This window comes from Pseudomonas psychrophila, assembly GCF_001043005.1.
GTDB classification, from domain to species: Bacteria; Pseudomonadota; Gammaproteobacteria; order Pseudomonadales; family Pseudomonadaceae; genus Aquipseudomonas; species Aquipseudomonas psychrophila.
This window is the reverse complement of record NZ_JYKZ01000005.1, coordinates 268,626-286,869: the sequence shown is the minus strand read 5'-3', so window position 1 is coordinate 286,869 and position 18,244 is coordinate 268,626. Positions and strand designations below refer to the sequence as shown.

At 56.3% G+C, this 18,244-nt stretch carries 18 protein-coding genes; 17 read left to right on the top strand and 1 reads right to left on the bottom strand.

Annotated elements, in window-relative coordinates; all coding sequences use genetic code 11:
* Positions 1-153: 153 nt before the first annotated feature.
* The 17 genes from arnC (at position 154) to TU76_RS14345 (ending at position 16,635) form a co-directional block, all read left to right on the top strand.
* Positions 154-1,167 carry an undecaprenyl-phosphate 4-deoxy-4-formamido-L-arabinose transferase gene (gene arnC, locus TU76_RS14420; protein ID WP_019827152.1) on the top strand — a complete coding sequence of 338 codons (1,014 nt, stop codon included), beginning with the start codon at positions 154-156 and terminating at the stop codon, positions 1,165-1,167.
* On the top strand, positions 1,164-3,155 hold the full coding sequence (arnA, locus tag TU76_RS14415) for a bifunctional UDP-4-amino-4-deoxy-L-arabinose formyltransferase/UDP-glucuronic acid oxidase ArnA (protein WP_019827153.1): 1,992 nt from the start codon (positions 1,164-1,166) through the stop codon (positions 3,153-3,155). The genes arnC and arnA overlap by 4 nt, the downstream gene beginning before the upstream one ends.
* Positions 3,155-4,039: a 4-deoxy-4-formamido-L-arabinose-phosphoundecaprenol deformylase gene (gene arnD, locus TU76_RS14410; protein WP_048351917.1), complete on the top strand. Its 885-nt coding sequence runs from the start codon at positions 3,155-3,157 to the stop codon at positions 4,037-4,039. Before arnA ends, arnD begins: the two co-directional genes overlap by 1 nt.
* Positions 4,036-5,685: a lipid IV(A) 4-amino-4-deoxy-L-arabinosyltransferase gene (gene arnT / locus TU76_RS14405; RefSeq protein ID WP_048351916.1), complete on the top strand. Its 1,650-nt coding sequence runs from the start codon at positions 4,036-4,038 to the stop codon at positions 5,683-5,685. Before arnD ends, arnT begins: the two co-directional genes overlap by 4 nt.
* Entirely contained in the window at positions 5,682-6,026 is a 345-nt protein-coding gene (gene arnE / locus TU76_RS14400) for a 4-amino-4-deoxy-L-arabinose-phosphoundecaprenol flippase subunit ArnE (RefSeq protein WP_019827156.1), read from the top strand. The genes arnT and arnE overlap by 4 nt, the downstream gene beginning before the upstream one ends.
* Positions 6,023-6,421, top strand: a complete 399-nt coding sequence (gene arnF / locus TU76_RS14395) for a 4-amino-4-deoxy-L-arabinose-phosphoundecaprenol flippase subunit ArnF (protein WP_019827157.1) — start codon at positions 6,023-6,025, stop codon at positions 6,419-6,421. The genes arnE and arnF overlap by 4 nt, the downstream gene beginning before the upstream one ends.
* Positions 6,418-7,782 (top strand): UDP-glucose dehydrogenase family protein, encoded by a 1,365-nt coding sequence (locus tag TU76_RS14390; protein WP_019827159.1) that lies wholly within the window; start codon positions 6,418-6,420, stop codon positions 7,780-7,782. Before arnF ends, TU76_RS14390 begins: the two co-directional genes overlap by 4 nt.
* Positions 7,783-7,857: 75 nt before the next feature.
* The gene (locus TU76_RS14385; RefSeq protein WP_048351915.1) at positions 7,858-9,465 is read left to right on the top strand and encodes an ArnT family glycosyltransferase; all 1,608 of its coding nucleotides are present in this window, start codon (positions 7,858-7,860) and stop codon (positions 9,463-9,465) included.
* Positions 9,466-9,728: 263 nt separating this feature from the next.
* Positions 9,729-9,890, top strand: a complete 162-nt coding sequence (locus TU76_RS25775) for a DUF4225 domain-containing protein (RefSeq protein WP_401013900.1) — start codon at positions 9,729-9,731, stop codon at positions 9,888-9,890.
* A 512-nt stretch (positions 9,891-10,402) separates the two neighbouring features.
* On the top strand, positions 10,403-10,966 hold the full coding sequence (pnuC, locus tag TU76_RS14380; RefSeq protein WP_046810782.1) for a nicotinamide riboside transporter PnuC: 564 nt from the start codon (positions 10,403-10,405) through the stop codon (positions 10,964-10,966).
* Positions 10,963-11,517 carry an AAA family ATPase gene (locus TU76_RS14375; RefSeq protein ID WP_019827162.1) on the top strand — a complete coding sequence of 185 codons (555 nt, stop codon included), beginning with the start codon at positions 10,963-10,965 and terminating at the stop codon, positions 11,515-11,517. The genes pnuC and TU76_RS14375 overlap by 4 nt, the downstream gene beginning before the upstream one ends.
* 362 nt (positions 11,518-11,879) lie before the next feature.
* Positions 11,880-12,320 carry a hypothetical protein gene (locus TU76_RS14370; RefSeq protein WP_019827163.1) on the top strand — a complete coding sequence of 147 codons (441 nt, stop codon included), beginning with the start codon at positions 11,880-11,882 and terminating at the stop codon, positions 12,318-12,320.
* 1 nt (position 12,321) lies between these two features.
* A complete protein-coding gene (locus TU76_RS14365) occupies positions 12,322-12,897 on the top strand; it encodes a hypothetical protein (RefSeq protein WP_048351914.1) in 576 nt (191 codons plus the stop codon).
* A gap of 69 nt (positions 12,898-12,966) precedes the next feature.
* Positions 12,967-13,761: a hypothetical protein gene (locus TU76_RS14360; protein ID WP_046810784.1), complete on the top strand. Its 795-nt coding sequence runs from the start codon at positions 12,967-12,969 to the stop codon at positions 13,759-13,761.
* A 63-nt stretch (positions 13,762-13,824) separates the two neighbouring features.
* Positions 13,825-14,514, top strand: a complete 690-nt coding sequence (locus TU76_RS14355; RefSeq protein ID WP_019827166.1) for a C39 family peptidase — start codon at positions 13,825-13,827, stop codon at positions 14,512-14,514.
* Between the two features lie 45 nt (positions 14,515-14,559).
* Positions 14,560-15,300, top strand: a complete 741-nt coding sequence (locus TU76_RS14350) for a hypothetical protein (protein ID WP_048351913.1) — start codon at positions 14,560-14,562, stop codon at positions 15,298-15,300.
* Positions 15,301-15,345: 45 nt separating this feature from the next.
* Positions 15,346-16,635 (top strand): transporter, encoded by a 1,290-nt coding sequence (locus TU76_RS14345; RefSeq protein ID WP_048351912.1) that lies wholly within the window; start codon positions 15,346-15,348, stop codon positions 16,633-16,635.
* 63 nt (positions 16,636-16,698) lie between these two features.
* Here TU76_RS14345 and TU76_RS14340 read toward each other — a convergent pair whose 3' ends face one another.
* On the bottom strand, positions 16,699-18,024 hold the full coding sequence (locus tag TU76_RS14340) for a sigma-54 dependent transcriptional regulator (RefSeq protein WP_019827169.1): 1,326 nt from the start codon (positions 18,022-18,024) through the stop codon (positions 16,699-16,701).
* Positions 18,025-18,244 lie beyond the last annotated feature (220 nt).

Below are 18,244 nucleotides of genomic sequence, written 5' to 3'. Positions count from 1 at the left end.
AAGAAAAATCATGCAGATAACGCAGTTCAACAACTTTACCTTTGCCAGTATTGAGCTTTACTCGTGGTGGGCGCAGGTTTCTTGAAGTGCGCCTGAGTGAGGCCGACCAAGACATGTCGTCTTGTACCATTGAAACTGACTGGAACGAATATTTTGAAACCCTACCCAATCCAGTGTGTGTCGATCGTCATCCCGGTCTACAACGAAGAACAGAGCCTGCCTGAACTGTTGCGCCGCACTGAAGCGGCCTGCGCACAGTTGACCCAGGCTTACGAAATCGTGCTGGTCGATGACGGCAGTCGGGATAATTCGGCGCAAATCCTGCAAGACGCCGCCGAGCGCGAAGGCAGCCCGGTAGTCGCTGTTATCCTCAACCGCAACTATGGGCAGCATGCCGCCATCATGGCCGGCTTTGAGCATTCCAAAGGCGACGTGGTGATTACCCTCGACGCCGATCTGCAAAACCCGCCCGAAGAAATCCCGCGCCTGGTCGCACAAGCTGCATTGGGTTACGACGTGGTCGGCACCGTGCGTAACAACCGTCAGGACTCCGCCTGGCGTCGCTGGCCTTCGCGTGTGATCAACCTGGCCGTGCAGCGCTCCACCGGGGTTGCCATGAGCGATTACGGTTGCATGCTGCGCGCTTACCGACGCAGCATCGTCGACGCCATGCTCGCTTGCCGCGAGCGCAGCACCTTCATTCCCATTCTGGCAAACAGTTTTGCCCGCCATACCACGGAAGTAGTGGTCGAGCACGCCGAGCGCGAACACGGCGACTCCAAGTACAGCCCGATGCGCCTGATCAACCTGATGTTTGACCTGATCACCTGCATGACCACAACACCTTTACGCCTGTTGAGCATCATCGGTTTCAGCATGGCGGTACTGGGTGTGCTGTTTGCAATCGCGCTGGTCATGCTGCGCCTGATCTTCGGCGCATCCTGGGCTGGCCACGGTACTTTCGTGCTGTTTGCGGTGCTGTTTGTTTTCACCGGCGGGCAATTTATCGGCATGGGGCTACTGGGTGAATACTTGGGCCGCATGTACAGCGATGTGCGGGCACGGCCACGGTTTTTCATTGAAAAAATCGTTCGCGCCGAACCTGCAACTACTTCCGTTCCAACTAGCAACCCGACTTCTACTACTTCGACACAGGTCCAATCATGAGTTTGAAAGCCGTTGTTTTCGCCTATCACGATATTGGCTGCACAGGCATTGAAGCCTTGCTCAATGCAGGTTACGAAATTGCTGCTGTGTTTACCCATGCTGACGACCCTAAGGAAAATAACTTTTACGGTTCGGTCGCCCAACTGTGCGCCCGTAAAGGTATTCCGGTACATGCACCCGAAGACGCCAACCACCCGTTGTGGATTGAGCGCATCCGCAAGCTGAACGCCGATTACATTTTCTCGTTCTACTATCGCAACCTGCTGGGTGAAGAGCTGCTGGCCAGCGTCAGCAAAGGTGCTTTCAACCTGCATGGCTCGCTGCTGCCGCGCTATCGTGGTCGCGCACCGGCCAACTGGGTTCTGGTCAACGGTGAAACCGAAACCGGCGTCACCCTGCACCGCATGGTCAAGCGTGCCGATGCGGGCGACATCCTGGCCCAGCAACGCATCAGCATCGAGCGTTCGGATACCGCACTGAGCCTGCACGCCAAGCTGCGTGAAACCGCCGCCCAACTGCTGGCCGATGCGTTGCCGCTGTTGCCTCAGGGCAAGCTCACCGAAACCCCGCAAGACGAATCCAAGGCCACCTATTTTGGTCGTCGCACCCCGGCTGACGGCCTGTTGCAGTGGAATCGCCCGGCTGAAGAACTGTTCAACCTGGTGCGTGCCGTGACCCAGCCTTACCCGGGTGCCTTCTGCGCCGTGGGCGAGCACAAACTGATTGTCTGGGGCGCCGAAGTGGTTGCTGGCAATCAGGGCCATGCTCCGGGGCAGGTGATCAGCTGCGAGCCGCTGCGCATTGCCTGCGGCCAGGACTCGCTGGTCATCACTGCCGGTCAGCGCAATGACAACGGCCTGTACCTGAGCGGCCCGCAACTGGCTCGCGAACTGGGTCTGGTTGAAGGCTCACGCTTGCGTGGCAGCGAATCCGGTCGCCCTGCACGTCGCACCCGCGTCCTGATTCTGGGGGTTAACGGCTTTATCGGTAACCATTTGTCCGAGCGCCTGCTGCAAGACGACCGTTATGAAGTGTATGGCCTGGACATTGGCTCCGACGCCATCGACCGCCTGCGCAGCCATCCCAACTTCCACTTTGTGGAAGGTGATATCAGCATCCACACCGAGTGGATCGAATACCACATCAAGAAATGCGACGTGGTCCTGCCGCTGGTGGCCATCGCCACGCCGATCGAATACACCCGCAACCCGTTGCGCGTGTTCGAACTGGACTTCGAGGAAAACCTCAAGCTGGTGCGCTACTGCGTCAAATACAACAAGCGCGTGATCTTCCCGTCCACGTCTGAAGTGTATGGCATGTGCCAGGACAAGAACTTCGACGAAGACACCTCCAACCTGGTTGTAGGCCCCATCAACAAACAGCGCTGGATCTACTCCGTCTCCAAGCAGCTGCTGGACCGCGTCATCTGGGCCTACGGCACCAAAGGCCTGAAATTCACCCTGTTCCGTCCGTTCAACTGGATGGGCCCGCGTCTTGACCGTCTGGACTCGGCACGTGTTGGCAGCTCGCGAGCGATCACTCAACTGATCCTGCACCTGGTGGAAGGCACCCCGATCCGCCTGGTCGACGGCGGTGAACAAAAACGCTGCTTCACTGACGTTGCCGACGGTATCGAGGCCCTGGCCCGCATCATCGACAACAAGGGCGGCAAGTGCGACGGCCAGATCATCAACATCGGCAACCCGGACAACGAAGCCAGCATTCGTCAGCTGGGCGAAGAACTGTTGCGTCAGTTCGAAGCGCACCCACTGCGTGACAACTTCCCTCCGTTCGCAGGCTTCCGAGACGTTGAAAGCCAGTCGTTCTACGGCACTGGTTACCAGGACGTCAGCCATCGCAAGCCAAGTGTTGAAAACGCCCGTCGCCTTATCGACTGGACGCCGACCACCGAGCTGAGCGAAACCATTGGCAAGACCCTGGACTTCTTCCTGCGTGAAGCCATGGTAGAAATCGCGGAAAAACGCTGATGCAAGCAGGACTGCGTATCGATGTCGACACGTACCGTGGAACCCGTGAGGGGGTTCCACAGCTACTCGAACTGCTCGATGAAGCCCAGATCAAGGCCACGTTTTTTTTCAGCGTGGGGCCCGACAACATGGGCCGCCATTTATGGCGGCTTATCAAGCCCCAGTTTTTCTGGAAAATGATGCGCTCCAAAGCGGCCAGCCTGTATGGCTGGGATATTTTGCTGGCCGGCACCGCCTGGCCGGGCAAACCTATCGGTAAGGATCTGGGGCACTTGATGCGCCAGACCCTGGCCGCTGGCCATGAAGTTGGCTTGCATGCCTGGGATCACCATGGCTGGCAAGCCAACACTGCGCGTTGGAGCGAAACACAACTGATCGAGCAAATCCGCCGTGGTGTCGAGACCCTGAGCGACATCACCGGACAAGCTGTCGAGTGTTCTGCCGCAGCAGGCTGGCGTGCCGATGAGCGCGTAGTCCAGGCCAAGGAAACCTTTGGCTTTCGCTACAACAGTGATTGCCGCGGGCACAGTCTGTTCAGGCCCAGATTGGCTGACGGCAGACTGGGTGCGCCGCAAATCCCTGTGGATCTACCCACTTTCGATGAAGTAGTCGGCCCGCATCTGAATGCGGCCGACTTCAATTCATTCATTCTTGATCGCTTCAGCCCACAAAAGCTGAATGCGTACACCATCCATGCTGAAGTAGAAGGGATTCTTATGGCTAACGACTTCCGTCAATTGCTGGCGCAGGCCCGTGCCCGTGATATTCATTTCCATCCCTTGCGGGACTTGCTTCCCGAGGATATTGACAGCCTGCCTGCCGGGCAGCTGAGCCGGGGCGTACTCGAAGGCCGTGAAGGCTGGTTGGGAGTACAGAAGCCATGACTCAGCGCTGGACGATACCACTGCTGGTTTTAGCCTTTATTGCGTTTTACCTGTTGCCATTGGGCACCCACGGCCTGTGGATTCCTGATGAAACGCGCTACGCACAAATCGGCCAGCAAATTCTGGTCGACGGTAATTGGATCACGCCGCACTTCATGGATTTGCGCTACTTCGAGAAGCCGATTGCCGGCTACTGGATGATTGCCATTGGCCAGGCCATTTTTGGTGAAAACCTGTTTGGCGTGCGCATTGCCTCGGCCATCGCCACCGGCCTGAGCGTGTTCCTTGCCTATGCCGTGGCTCGCCGCCTGTGGAATGACCCGCGCAAGAGTTTTGCCTGCGCCCTGGTGTACATGACGTTTGGCCTGATCGCTGGCCAGGCAGGTTATTCAAACCTTGATCCGCAGTTCACCCTCTGGGTCAACCTGAGCCTGGTTGCCTTGTGGTTCGCTGTCGACAGCCGCACCACCCGTGATCGCCTGATCAGTTGGGCCGTGCTGGGCTTTGCCTGTGGCATGGGCTTCATGACCAAAGGCTTTTTGGCCCTGCTGCTGCCGGTGCTGATCGCCCTGCCCTACATGGTCTGGCAAAAGCGTTTCCTGGAACTGGTCAAATACGGTCTGGTGGCCATGCTGGTCGCAGCCTTGGTTTCACTGCCGTGGATTCTCGCGGTTCACGCCCAGGAACCCGATTACTGGAATTTTTTCTTCTGGCATGAGCACATCCGCCGCTTTGCCGGTGAAGACGCCCAGCACGGTCGCCCATGGTGGTTTTACCTGCCGCTGATGGTAGTCGCCAGCTTGCCGTGGGTCGCGTTGCTGCCGGCAACCTTCAAAGATGCCTGGCAGAACAAGCGTCATGCCAGCGTGGTTTTCCTGCTGATGTGGCTGTTGCTGCCACTGGCCCTGTTCAGTTTGAGCAAAGGCAAGCTGCCCACTTACATCATGCCGTGCATGTTGCCACTGGCCCTGCTGCTGGGCCACGCGATGATGCAGCGTGTCGAGCAGGCCAAGACCGGCTCCTTGCGCTTGAACGGTCTGCTCAATCTGCTGGTCGGCGGCGTGGCATTGTTGGCCCTGATCTATTTCCAGATCAAAAAGCCGTTCTATGACAACGAGCCGCAACACATGGCGCTGTTGGTCATGGTTCTGTTGACCTGGATCGTGACCGGCCTGCTCACGTTGTCCAGACCGCTAAAAATGTGGGCAGCCCCTGCCGTGGCAATGGGTGTTCTGGTACTTGCACTGCCAGCGGCCATGCCGACCAGCGTGATTCACAACAAAATGCCCGATCAATTCATCCTTGAGCACATGGACGAACTGTCCCAGGCCAAGACATTGCTCAGCAACGACCTGGGCGCGGCATCGGCCTTGTCCTGGCGTCTTCGCCGCCCTGACGTAACGCTTTACAACACCCAGGGTGAAGTCAAATACGGGCTGACCTATGACGATGCCAAAGGCAAAACCATCAGCCTGGCCGATATTGGCCAGTGGATGACCGACGCCCGTCGTCATGGCCCGGTAGGCGTGGTCATGCGGGTCAAGGACAGCGATGAAAGCGATGAAATGGACCACTTGCCTAAAGATGCCAAGCGCTATGACGAAGGCAACATGGTGATTCTGATTTTCCCGCAGATCACTCCATGACCTTGGCATTACTCCTGTTGGCCTGCTTGCTGACCTGCGCCGGCCAGATCGCCCAGAAGTACGCGGTCGAAGGCTGGCGAGGAGCAGACACCGGGGTGGCGCACAAGCTGCGCTCACCCTGGCTGTGGCTGGCCTTGCTGTGCCTTGGCCTGGGTTTGCTGGTGTGGTTGCTGGTGCTGCAACGGCTTGAGGTGGGGATTGCTTACCCGATGCTCAGCCTCAACTTTGTGCTGATCACCCTGGTGGCCCGCTATCTGTTTAAAGAGTCCATCGACCGGCGTCATTGGATGGGAGTGGGACTGGTGATTGCCGGTGTGATTTTGCTGGGGCAACAAGCATGAGCCTGCGCCGAGGATTAGCTTTTGCTTCAGGCAGCGTGTTGCTGGTCAGCGGTGCCCAATTGGGCATGCGCTGGAGCATGACCCGCCTGCCGGAGCCGGCTCAATGGCTGAACGCAATCAGTCACGGCGATGTATCACTGTCGGCTTTGGCCGTGGTGAGTGCCGCGATCGCCGCGTACGCGCTGTCGATGCTTTTCTGGCTACTGGCCTTGCGGGACCTGCCACTGGGCCGCGCCTATTCGCTGTTGAGCGTCAGTTACGCGCTGGTCTACCTGCTGGCAGCGAGCCTGCCGATTTTCGATGAACGATTCACTTTGTCAAAAACCCTTGGTGTGACGCTCGTCATCCTGGGGGTGCTTACGATCAACTCTCGACGTACCAGGAACTGCGCATGAAAATCAGTGTATTTGGTAGTGGCTATGTAGGCCTGGTGCAGGCGACGGTCCTGGCTGAAGTCGGCCACGATGTGATCTGCATGGACATTGATCAGAAAAAGGTCGAACTGTTGCAGCAGGGCCACGTCAGCATTTTCGAACCCGGGCTTTCCAGCCTGGTGCGTGAAAACATTGAAAGCAAACGCCTGCGCTTTACCAGCGATGAAAAGCTCGCCGTAGAGCACGGTCAGGTGCTGTTTATCGCCGTGGGCACTCCCCCAAGCGAAGATGGCTCGGCTGACCTGGGCCAGGTGTTTTCAGTCGGTGATGCGGTTGCCCGCCACCGTGAAGAACCGCTGATACTGGTCGAAAAGTCTACCGTCCCCGTGGGCACCGGTGACGCACTGACCGCGCATATCAACAAGGCCCTGAGCCTGTCCGGTCGCTCGTTGCAATTTGACGTAGTGTCCAACCCTGAATTCCTCAAAGAAGGTTCGGCAGTCACCGATTGCCGCCGTCCGGACCGCATCATCATTGGCTGCGCCCGTGAAGAAGTTCGCGAGGTCATGCGTGACCTTTATGCGCCGTTCAACCGCAACCATGACCGCATCATTTTCATGGACCTGCGCAGCGCCGAACTGACCAAGTACGCCGCCAACTGCATGCTTGCGACCAAGATCAGCTTTATCAACCAGATTGCAGAACTGGCCGAGCACCTGGGCGCCGACATCGAAGCCGTGCGCCTGGGCATCGGTGCGGATACCCGTATCGGCTATCACTTTATCTACCCGGGCTGCGGCTACGGCGGTTCGTGCTTTCCCAAGGACATGCGCGCGCTGATCCACAGTGCCCAGCAGGTCAATTGCTCAAGCGATCTGTTGCAAGCGGTTGAAGCCATCAACGAACGCCAGAAGCACAAGCTGTTCGATCGCATCAATGCGTTCTTCAAGGGCGACCTCAAAGGCAAGACCTTTGCCCTGTGGGGCCTGGCGTTCAAACCCAATACCGACGACATGCGCGACGCGCCGAGCCGTGTATTGATGGAAGCCTTGTGGGCGGCCGGTGCCCATGTACGGGCCTTCGATCCCGAAGCCATGCAGGAAACCCAGCGTCTGTACGCCAATGAAGAGCGCCTGAGCCTGATGGGCACGCCGGAATCGACCCTCAGCGGCGCGGACGCGTTGATCGTCTGCACCGAGTGGCAGCAATTCAAGGCGCCTGACTTTGACCTGATCAAGCAGCGCCTGAACACCCCGGTGATTTTTGACGGCCGCAACCTGTACGACGGCGAGCGTCTGGCCAAGACCGGCTTGCAGTACTTCCCGATGGGACGGGGTGAATCGTGCAACTTGCCGGTTTCCCACGGTTCATCAGCCATTTGATGATGTGATCACGCCGCCATTGGTAACAATGGCGGCGTTTTTTTTGCGTGCTCCGAGGAGTCAAGGAGACTCGACATGCCGGCCGATTTCACCCGCACAGACCTGCTGACTCAACGCAGGCACTCCCTGATTCTGGGCGCGTTCGCATTACTGCTGTTTATTCTGGGCAATCATCAAGAGGCGGCGATCGGATTTGATTCGCGCTTTGTCATGTTTGCCAACGAAATGCTGCGCAACGGCCCCGGCTTTTTTCCGACAACCTATGGCCAGCCTTACGCTGACTACAGCGCCACCACGACCCTTTTCACCTGGCTGCTGTCGCTGCCCTTGGGCAAAGTGAACAGCCTCACCGCATGGCTGCCTACGGCCATTGCCAGCGCAACGATTGTGACGTTGATGTATCGCCTGGTTGCGCCCCAATCCACGCAATGGGCACTGGTCAGCGTGGCCTTGTTGTTGCTGAGCATGACCTTCGTGACCGAAACCCGGGCCGTTTCGCTGGATCAAATGCTGGCAGCCGTCAGCCTCAGCGCCTTTTACCTGGCTTACTGTCACGATCACTTCGGTGCGCCACGACGACATGTGTGGCTTCTCGCCTTGCTGGTGCTGGGCTTTGCGATTCGCGGCCCGATCGGCCTGGTGATTCCTACCGGTATCCTGTGCAGCTACTACCTGCTGAACGGCCAATGGCGTCGGCTGATCAGCGTCGGGGGGCAAGCGCTGGGATTGCTGGTGGTGTGCATTGGCACCTTGCTGATGCTGGCCTGGCTCAGTGGTGGCGAGGCGTTTGTCCACGAAGTGATCCGCATGCAAGTCACCGGGCGCATGGACGGCACCGAAGGCGCAAGCAGCGTGCTGTATTACTTCACAAGCTCCGTGGGCAACTACGCCCTGGCTTACCCGCTGGCCGTGGTGGTGCTGGTGGCAATCCTGATTGCCGGGCGTAAACAGTCGGGACCGTCGCTGCAACTGGTCAAATACTGCGTCGCTGCTGCGTTGGTGGTCATGATCGGCCTGTCGATTCCTCAAGCCAAGAAAGCTCGATACCTGCTGCCCATGTTGCCTATGGCCGCGATCATTGCGGCTTATCCGTTTCAAGTCATGAGCGGTCGGGTGTTTGGCGTTTTACGTTGCTTTATTCAAGGGCTGTTCTTGCTCCTGCCGGGCTTGCTGATCATCGGCCTGATCGTTGCAGGCAAGCGTTTTGGCGAGCAGTTGCCGCCCTTGACCGCGACCTTCGTCATCCTGGCGGCTCTCCAGGCTCTGGCACTGGGCCTGTTGTTCAAAGCCCGGTGGCGTACTCAAGGGTTGGCGGCGTGTGCCGTGCTGGCACTGTGGAGCAGCTATATCACCGTCTTTGAACCGGCAGAGCGCACTCTGTATGACACGCGCACCTTTACCCTCAAAGCCCTGCAATTGATCGATCAGGCCCCGGCACCCGTGGTGCTTCACGGCATGGGCAAAGACGCCAAGGCGATCAAATTCATGGTCAACGTGGACCGGGATCTGCTTCCGCTTTTCACCCAGTCACCTGCAGAGCTGACAGCACTGCGCGCACCGGCCTGGATCGTGATGGACAGAAAGGACTATGAGGCCTTGCAGGGCAGCGAGCCGGGCAGCATTGCACCGGCACTGAGCGGGCGCTTCGACAAGAATGATTACGTGCTGCTGCATTTGCGTTGATCGTTATTGTGTGACCGCTGTCAGGACAAATCGCAAAATCTCGTCGCGCTGAGTACGAGCCTGTTTGGGATCTCGACCAGCGCGCAAATCTTTACTAGACACATCTTACGCACCTCTCAGATGCCTCCTACGGCCTATCGGTCTTCTACACAATAGACTGCCAGGCCGACAAGAGGGAGATGCATCTATGGCTAACAACGAGTATGTGACGTGTTGCTTATGGGGTGGTTGACTTGAGTTCGTCAGCCTACGGCATTGGCAGAATGGTATTAAAGCCCGATGCCTGGCGTTTGTTCAGGTATGTGAAAACGGACTATGTGAGAGGGTATAAGGTCGCTACGCGGAGAGGGTTCTTCTTCGATAGATTTTCGGACGTTATAACTGCAAGCACTGTGTATGGCGCGTGTGACAGCCTTAATGAGTAACTTTATTTTTTATCCCGTCTTTATACTTATAACGGTGCTTTTATACTGGCCTTCCTTTTGGGCGTACTACGCGTGGTCAGGTCGTCGTTATTCCGCTTTTAAGTTCTGGGGGGGTTGGGAGCTACAACGTACTGTGTGCGACCACTCACAATTTTTTTATGCGAGACAGCACGTTACCATTTATGGGGCATGTCGATAATGCCGTAATGGGTTGGTTGTCCCTTGTTATGATATTTGTCCATATCTCTACATTTCCGGCTGAATGGGAACGAAAACGCTGGTTTTCACGACAGTAAACGCTGAGGAGTGGAACGAACCTGCGTTCGAGTTGGTGCGCCACTGCGACGCAGCGGTTGCAAAACCGGAATACGCAATATGTCTGTTTAACCATGGAAGCAGACTCTACGACTGCTGCGCAGCCGGACGCAGCCTCACACTGAAGTCCATTAAACCCACAACCATCCCCGCTGCAGGTACAATCCCCGCCCTTCACTCTCATCCAAGGAATCCCAATGTCAGGGCTTGAACTGTTTGCCGCCGCGCTCGGCGTCATCGCCGTCTGGTTAACAGTCAAACAAAACCCCTGGTGCTGGCCCATCGGCCTGGTGATGGTGCTGCTGTACAGCTGGATTTTTTTCGAGATCAAACTGTATTCAGGCATGCTCCTGCAGGTGTTTTTTGCACTGCTACAAGTCTATGGCTGGTGGCAGTGGACCCGCGCAGGCACGCAACACGAAGGCCGGGTGGTCTCGCGGCTCACTGTTTTGCAAGTGCTCTTCGGCCTCGCCATGGGCGCGATTGGCAGTGCTGCGTTGGGTGCAGCAATGGCTCATTGGACAGACTCCGGGTTCCCATGGTCTGACGCCACGCTGACCGCGTTCAGTCTGGTCGCACAGCTGTGGATGGCACAAAAACGCCTTCAGTGCTGGGCCCTGTGGTGTGTGATCGATGTGCTCTACATCGGCTTTTTCGTCTGGCAGGATCTGTACCTCACGGCCGGGCTTTACGCGCTGTTTACCGTGATTGCCATTCAAGGCTGGCGTGACTGGTGCCGCGACCCGGCGCTACGCACATGAAGGTGGTGGTACTGGCCGGGCCGGAATCAAGTGGCAAAAGTTGGCTGGCGGCGCTGCTGCAACAGCGGTTTGGCGGCATTCAGGTGGGTGAATACGTCCGCTACTTTATCGAGCAAAACCCTCGCGATACTTGCCTGGCCGATATCCCAGAGATCGCTCGCGGCCAACTCGAATGGGAAGACCAGGCACGCGCCAAACAACCCGAACTGTTGATTCTGGATACTCATTTGTTGAGCAATATCCTGTGGAGCGAGACGCTGTTTGGCGATTGTCCAGACTGGCTCGAAACCGAGTTGCTAAAGCGTCATTACGACCTGCATTTGCTGCTCTCCCCTGACGACGTGGAGTGGACTGCGGACGGCCAGCGTTGCCAACCTTCGCTTGCAGAACGCCAGACGTTCTTTAAGGCCAGCCATCAGTGGCTGGCAGATCATGACCAACCCTTGGAAATTATCACGGGTGATTGGCAGGCTCGACAACAGCATGCCTGCGCAGCGGTAGAACAATTAATCAACCGCCATGAAACTTATTCAATAAGTATTAGTCAGTAAGTAATAGGCCCATTTAAAGTGCACATCATTAACTGGCAACTTAATGGTTTCAGCACTTTTAATATGTCCACTGCTGTTACATGCACACCCCCGCAACACCGCTAAAACACTAGCCTGCGCCATAAACACGAATAGTGTAACGCTCATGAAACAGGCCCTGTCGGCCTCTAAAAATAGCGCCTGCCCAACAGATAAAGGCGCTGACCGGTTCATTGTTATCTCACGCACGTTACACTTCGGCTTAACCCTAATAGCCGTCACGCTGCCAGCTGTTGTTTTACAACATTAAATCAAAAGCGGCACAGCTCATGCTCTTTCCTTATCACGCTGACTAGGGCCAGCGTCGAAAAGGGAGCACAGTCATGGGGCACTTATACCGCGGTAACCGTTACCTGCTGATGGCATGCAGCCTGACCGCCTTGATGGGTGTGTGCAGCGCAGTACAGGCCGCCGGTAATGGCGAGATAGTGCTTGTGCGTACTGTGCAACCCCAGCCGGTGGGTACCCCCGCCATGCACCCCGATCCCGACCCTCTTACCGCCAATGCCAGTCCTTTGGCACAAGTGATGGGCGGCACCCGTGAACTCAATGATGGCGATTTTGCCGGTGTCAGTACCGGTACATCGATCAGGCATAACCTGATGCCAACTGGCAACAGCCTGCCAGGGCTCAATAACAGCAACGGCCTGCCAGGCATGAGCAGCGGTCATGGCGGCGGTAGCGGCGGCACCCTTTCCAACACCATAGGCAACAGCATCAACCAGGGTATGCGTCCGCTGTCTGCACTGAGCCAGGGGAAATAACATGACTGCCTATAGCCTGCCTGTGCTGATCGCCGCGCTACTAGCCAGCTCAAGTGTGCTGGCGGCTTCTGACAACAACGCCGAGATCAATAATTCGGGCGCCAATTACCACGGCAACGTGACGATCAATCAGGCGGCGGGCGACCAGCAGCAGCAAGTCAACATTCGCGCAATTGCCATCGGCACCGAGGCCAAAGCCTCAACTTCAGTGACTCAAAAACTCAATACGCCAGCCGACGCTTCGCTCGATGCCAGGGCAGCCATTGGCGGCAACTCTTTCAGTAATGGCAGCGGTGTGATCGGTATCAACCAGTCCGCCGGCGCCAACAACCAGATGGTCAATGCCGTGCGAGTAAGCATCAGTGCCCAACCGCAAGGCATGGACGACAGCGCCCTGTCACAACAAAACGTGGCGCTGGTACCAAACTCGGGAACCGCATCCCCCGCCAACGGCAGTCGCCAGATCGTTACCAGCGATCAGGCCTTCACCGGCAGCCGAGGGGTGGTGCAGTTGAACCAGAGTGCAGGGGTGGGGAACCGCATGGCTAACACCCTGAATATACGGGTTGCTGACTAACCCGATAACAACGCAGTGCAATTAGAAAGTGCCAACACTTAACACACTAATGAAGCACGGAGAATCACCATGAAACCTTCAAGCGCTCTGAAACCTCTGGCTTTCGCCATGGCTGCACTCCTGTCTGTGGCAGCAAGTGCCAATGGCCCTAGCAACAACCCACCACCTCCATCGAATCCACCGTCCTACACACTGGACCCTTATGCGGCTGCAGCAGCGGTTGTGATTGATGTGCAAAACAGTAATCACAACAAAGTGACCAACAAAGCGATCAAAAACACCGCAACCGTCAAAGATTCGGTCAAAGGTGCTGAAGGTAACATGGGCGTCAACGCCGCAGCCGGCTCGGGCAACCAGCAAGACAACGCCGTTGCGATTGCAACCTCCGACGAGTCATTCGTCTTTGGCACCGCTGCGTCACTGACCAGCGCAACCCAAACCAACAGTCATAACAACGATCACAACTACGGCACACAAAACAACGCCCTGCTCAAAAGCTCGGGCAATGGCAGCTCAGGCAACGTGGGTATAAACGTCGCTGCGGGCGATTTCAACCAACAGAAAAACAACCTGGCCATCGCCGTATCCAATGGCCGCATCGCTTCGGCAGGCGCTACCGCCAGCCAAACCTCCAATAACCTGTCGGTTATCAACGAGGCCGGTGCGTCTTATCTGAGCAACGTGAATACCTGGTCGCAAGGGCCAAGCTGGAACAACAACCATACGCCTGTAGTTAACAATGCCACCATGGACCACTCGTTCAATGGCATCTCGGGTAATGGTGGTGCCAACATCGCAGCAGGTGTGGGTAACCAACAAAGCAACTCGCTGTCCATCGCTGCAGGTTGCAAAGTCTGCATGTAATAGCGACGTTAAAGGAGGGTCTCGTTTACGGGACCCTTTCTCTTAATCCAAGGCGTATCAATCATGCGTATTGTCGCCCTCGCCCTCATGCTCGGTTTGACCGGGATGAGCGGGATCTCCCAAGCCGCACAGATGCCCATCGCCGCCATGCCAGGCGGCAATCTGGTTTTCAAGCAGGTACAGAGCATTCGCGAGCGGCGCTTTGCGGACATCGTCGAACAAAAAACCGACTTCAGTTGTGGCGCGGCGGCATTGGCCACCGTATTGCGTCAAGCCTACTGGCTGGATGTCAACGAAGACGAGATCATTAAAGGGATGCTGCAAAACGCAGATCAGGAGCTGGTCCGCGTCCAAGGGTTTTCAATGCTCGACATGAAGCGCTACGTCGAAAGTATCGGCATGCGCGCCCGGGGTTACCGGATTCCTGCGCAAAGCCTGGAAAGTGTCAACATCCCTGTTGTCGTCCTCCTGGACATCCGTGGCTACAAGCATTTTGTCGTCCTGCAGCGTACCCAAAAAGACTGGGTTTACATTGGCGACCCTGTACTTGGCCATAAGCGTTATTCCCATGAAGATTTTATAAAAGGCTGGAATGGCATCGTGTTTGCTGTCATCGGCCCCGGCTACGACAAAACCAACGCGCTACTGTCCCCCCCGGCTCCCCTGACAGCTAAAAACCAGCTGGACAGTTTTAGTCCGGTCAAAGATGCAGAGCTCATGGATTTTGGTTTTATTCAAAGTGACTTTTTTTAGGTGCGCCAAGCATGACTACGGAGCTGCGTGCTCCTGGAGCAGCACATGAACACTCCAATCTGGCTGATTGCAGCCTGCCTTGCGGCCAGTGTGCCCGTTCAGGCCGCATCGACCTTTAAACCGGTCGAATTGAAAGACAATGAAATGGCCGAGTTGCGTGGACGTTATGTCATGCCCGGACGGATCATCAGTTTCGGCATTGTGATGAACAGTACCTGGACCAGCAGTAACGGCGGCGTCGTAGGAGCCAGTACCTCCATGTATGTGCAAAACACCATTGAGCCCAAGTTTTATGTATCGACCTACAGTTCTGCCGGAAATGGCCCCACCGGCTCACCCGGCACCGGGTCGGTGACCGGCGGCGTGGGCTTGTCCACGGGCCAGGGCGTCACCCAGAGCGTGCGTGCTGCAGGTGACTACAACAGCGCTTACAACAATGTCGATATCAATGTGACAGAGGCCAATCAGGCACCTGTGGTTAACCAGCAAGGCGTGTTGTTGGCCGCCAACAGTCCGGTTACCCAGGCTGGCAGTGCAGGTAATTTGACCGTTTCAGCCGTTAATGGAGGCATCCAACTAGCGATTCAGGCCTCCAATAATCAAGGCCAGTCATTGCAACAAATAGCTCAAGGGGGCGTGTTGCAGAGCACAACAGTGTTAGGGGGCGGCAACATGGTTAATAACATGACGCAACTTAATGTGGTGTTGCGCAATAACATGCCAAGTCCCGGCGCGCTCGACTGCAATCTCAGTCAGCTAAAAGGTCTTCGCAACATGGGATATTGAACTAGGCTCTGTCCTACGACTTGGCTTATCTGGACGGCTTATTTCATGCACCGATCGTTTACCTTTCGCGCAGTTGTATGCATGAGCACTATTTTCCCATCAGCCCTGCTGTATGCAGCACCTGGTTCGGACGTAGAGCTACTAAAACAAGAACTCATGGAGCTACGCCAACGTTACGATCAGCAGCAAAAAGCTTTGGCTGTACTCGAGCAGCGTGTTCGTCAAGTTGAAGATCAACCCGCAACGCCTGCCCCACGGCGCCTGGCCAAATCACCAGCCGACATGAAGGGCAACCAGAACGTTGCAGCAGCCAGTACCGGAGCCGCCGCCGCGGGGGGCAGTTCTTACGGATCGGCCCTCAAGGATGACTCCGCACCCGCGCAGAGCGTGGTCAACCTGTATGACGAGGCCAGCGGGTTCTTCGGCGGTGGCAAGTTCAGTTTCGAAACGGGCGTGACCTATTCGCGCTATGACACACGCCAGCTTATCCTCAACGGGTTCCTGGCCCTGGACTCGATCTTTCTGGGCAACCTGAACCTGGACCGGATCAAGGCCGACAACTGGACACTTGATCTCACCGGTCGCTACAACCTGGATAACCGCTGGCAGTTCGACGTTAACGTACCCGTGGTTTACCGTGAGTCGACTTACCAGTCGGGTGGTGCCAACGGCGGCTCTGCGCAAGCAACTTCAGAAGAAACGGTCACCCGCGACCCGACCATTGGCGACGTCAACTTTGGCGTGGCTTACAAGTTTCTCGATGAATCGGCAAACACTCCGGACGCGGTGTTCAGCGTGCGAGTCAAGGCACCCACCGGCAAGGACCCGTTCGGGATCAAGCTGGTTCAGTCGGTTGACAACACCAACGTATTCACTCCCGAAGACCTGCCCACCGGTAATGGCGTGTGGTCGATCAGCCCTGCCATCTCGCTGGTCAAAACCTTCGACCCGGCCGTATTGTTCGGTACTCTCTCGTACACCCACAACCTTGAAGAGTCGTTTGACGACATCAGTTCAACGCAAAACCTCAAACAACCAGGCAAAGTCAAACTCGGTGATAGCTTCCAGATTGGTGCGGGTGTGGCCTTCGCACTCAACGAAAAGATGAGCATGTCGTTCTCGGTGTCTGACCTGATTCAGAAAAAGAGCAAGCTCAAGCAGGATGGCGAGGACTGGCAAACAGTCACTACCAGTGATGCCAACGCGGGTTACTTCAACGTCGGCATGACGGTTGCAGCCACCGACAACCTGACTATCGTGCCCAACCTGTCCATTGGTTTGACTGACGATGCACCGGACTTCACCTTCAGCCTGAAATTCCCTTACTACTTTTAGACCCTTGGCTGATAGTGCGTAAAAAAGCCCGCAGCGTTTGACCGCTGCGGGCTTTTTTGTGGTCTAGCGGATCTGATGCTTGTGCAACAACCGATAAAACGTTGGCCGCGAAACCCCCAAGACCTTGGCTGCCACACTCAGGTTATCACTGTGCCTGTGTAACACCTCACACAGGGCCTGGCGTTCGGCGCGGTCCTTGTACTCTTCAAGCGTACTCATTTCCCCTACAAACAGCGGACTTGAGTCCAAACCCAGGTCATGGGCCTCGATCTGACGCCCTTCAGCCAAAACCAGCCCGCGGCGTACACGGTTGGCAAGCTCGCGCACATTGCCGGGCCAACCGTGATTGCCCATGGCAATCAATGCATCATCACTGAAAGTGCGCGGCCGACGCCCCGTTTCCAGGCTGTAGTAACGGGCAAAGTGACTCGCCAGCATGGCCAGATCACCATGACGCTCACGCAGTGGCGCGGTGATCACTTGCAATACATTGAGCCGGTAGTACAAGTCCTCGCGGAAACGCCCCTTCACGATTGCGGCTTCAAGATCGACATGGGTGGCTGCCAGTACCCTCACATCAACCGGGATTGGCTGACTGCCACCGACCCTTTCAATGTGTTTTTCCTGCAAAAAACGCAACAGATTGGCTTGCAGCTCCAGTGGCAGATCGCCGATTTCATCCAGGAAAAGCGTGCCGCCATTGGCCGCTTCGATCCGCCCGATCTTACGCTGATGAGCGCCCGTGAACGCGCCCTTCTCATGACCGAACAGTTCGGACTGGATCAGATGGTCCGGAATGGAACCGCAATTGATCGCGACAAAAGGTTTGCCATTGCGCTGAGATTGACGATGCAAGGTGCGCGCGACCAGCTCCTTGCCGGTACCGCTTTCACCCCGAATCAATATGGGGGACTGGGTGGGCGCAAATTTGCTCAGGATTTTTCGCAAATCCCGCATGGATCGGCTTTCACCCAGTAGCTCATCTTCCTGGGGCAGAATCAGCGGTGCAGTCTGGCCACGTAAGCAGGCCATGCCAAAGGCTCGGCCAAGCGTGACCTGAACCCGCGAGACATCGAAGGGCAATGTGTGGAAGTCAAAAAACCATTCACAGACAAAATCGCCCACATTCTTCATTTTCAGGACGTCTGGTGTCAGCACCGCAATCCACTCGGTGCCGCTACGGCTGATCATGTCTTTAACGGCTTCGGGGCGCTCAAGGTGGGAAGGCTGAAGTCTGAAGAGGCCAACATCGCAAGAACGATCAACGACACTAGCCAGCGTGCAACTGTCCACCGCCCAGCCTATGGTTCGCAAACCGGGGAGTATTTCATGGCAATCTTCACAGGGATCAACGACCAACAGACGTCGGGGAGATGACATCGTGAGCATGACTGTTCCTTGGCGCCAAAAAAATAAAAAATCAATAAAAACAGTCCTTTGTTCGACCCAAGCGTAACGTTAGCAAGGCTGTGGGAGCTTTCAGGATCTTTTCTTTATATCCCTAATAGCCAATTAAGCTGTGTGCACTCAATTGAATAATTAAAAGGCGGTTTGCAGGCGCAAAAAATTGATTTGGATCAGTTGGGTAAAAAAACTTTTAAAAAAGTAG

Bases quoted from the DNA above. Each gene is read 5' to 3' on its own strand.
- arnA (WP_019827153.1), top strand. From the start codon at position 1,164: ATGAGTTTGAAAGCCGTTGTTTTCGCCTATCACGATATTGGCTGCACA.
- arnD (WP_048351917.1), top strand. From the start codon at position 3,155: ATGCAAGCAGGACTGCGTATCGATGTCGACACGTACCGTGGAACCCGT.
- arnT (WP_048351916.1), top strand. From the start codon at position 4,036: ATGACTCAGCGCTGGACGATACCACTGCTGGTTTTAGCCTTTATTGCG.
- arnE (WP_019827156.1), top strand. From the start codon at position 5,682: ATGACCTTGGCATTACTCCTGTTGGCCTGCTTGCTGACCTGCGCCGGC.
- arnF (WP_019827157.1), top strand. From the start codon at position 6,023: ATGAGCCTGCGCCGAGGATTAGCTTTTGCTTCAGGCAGCGTGTTGCTG.
- TU76_RS14390 (WP_019827159.1), top strand. From the start codon at position 6,418: ATGAAAATCAGTGTATTTGGTAGTGGCTATGTAGGCCTGGTGCAGGCG.
- TU76_RS14385 (WP_048351915.1), top strand. From the start codon at position 7,858: ATGCCGGCCGATTTCACCCGCACAGACCTGCTGACTCAACGCAGGCAC.
- TU76_RS25775 (WP_401013900.1), top strand. From the start codon at position 9,729: ATGGTATTAAAGCCCGATGCCTGGCGTTTGTTCAGGTATGTGAAAACG.
- pnuC (WP_046810782.1), top strand. From the start codon at position 10,403: ATGTCAGGGCTTGAACTGTTTGCCGCCGCGCTCGGCGTCATCGCCGTC.
- TU76_RS14375 (WP_019827162.1), top strand. From the start codon at position 10,963: ATGAAGGTGGTGGTACTGGCCGGGCCGGAATCAAGTGGCAAAAGTTGG.
- TU76_RS14370 (WP_019827163.1), top strand. From the start codon at position 11,880: ATGGGGCACTTATACCGCGGTAACCGTTACCTGCTGATGGCATGCAGC.
- TU76_RS14365 (WP_048351914.1), top strand. From the start codon at position 12,322: ATGACTGCCTATAGCCTGCCTGTGCTGATCGCCGCGCTACTAGCCAGC.
- TU76_RS14360 (WP_046810784.1), top strand. From the start codon at position 12,967: ATGAAACCTTCAAGCGCTCTGAAACCTCTGGCTTTCGCCATGGCTGCA.
- TU76_RS14355 (WP_019827166.1), top strand. From the start codon at position 13,825: ATGCGTATTGTCGCCCTCGCCCTCATGCTCGGTTTGACCGGGATGAGC.
- TU76_RS14350 (WP_048351913.1), top strand. From the start codon at position 14,560: ATGAACACTCCAATCTGGCTGATTGCAGCCTGCCTTGCGGCCAGTGTG.
- TU76_RS14345 (WP_048351912.1), top strand. From the start codon at position 15,346: ATGCACCGATCGTTTACCTTTCGCGCAGTTGTATGCATGAGCACTATT.
- TU76_RS14340 (WP_019827169.1), bottom strand. From the start codon at position 18,024: ATGCTCACGATGTCATCTCCCCGACGTCTGTTGGTCGTTGATCCCTGT.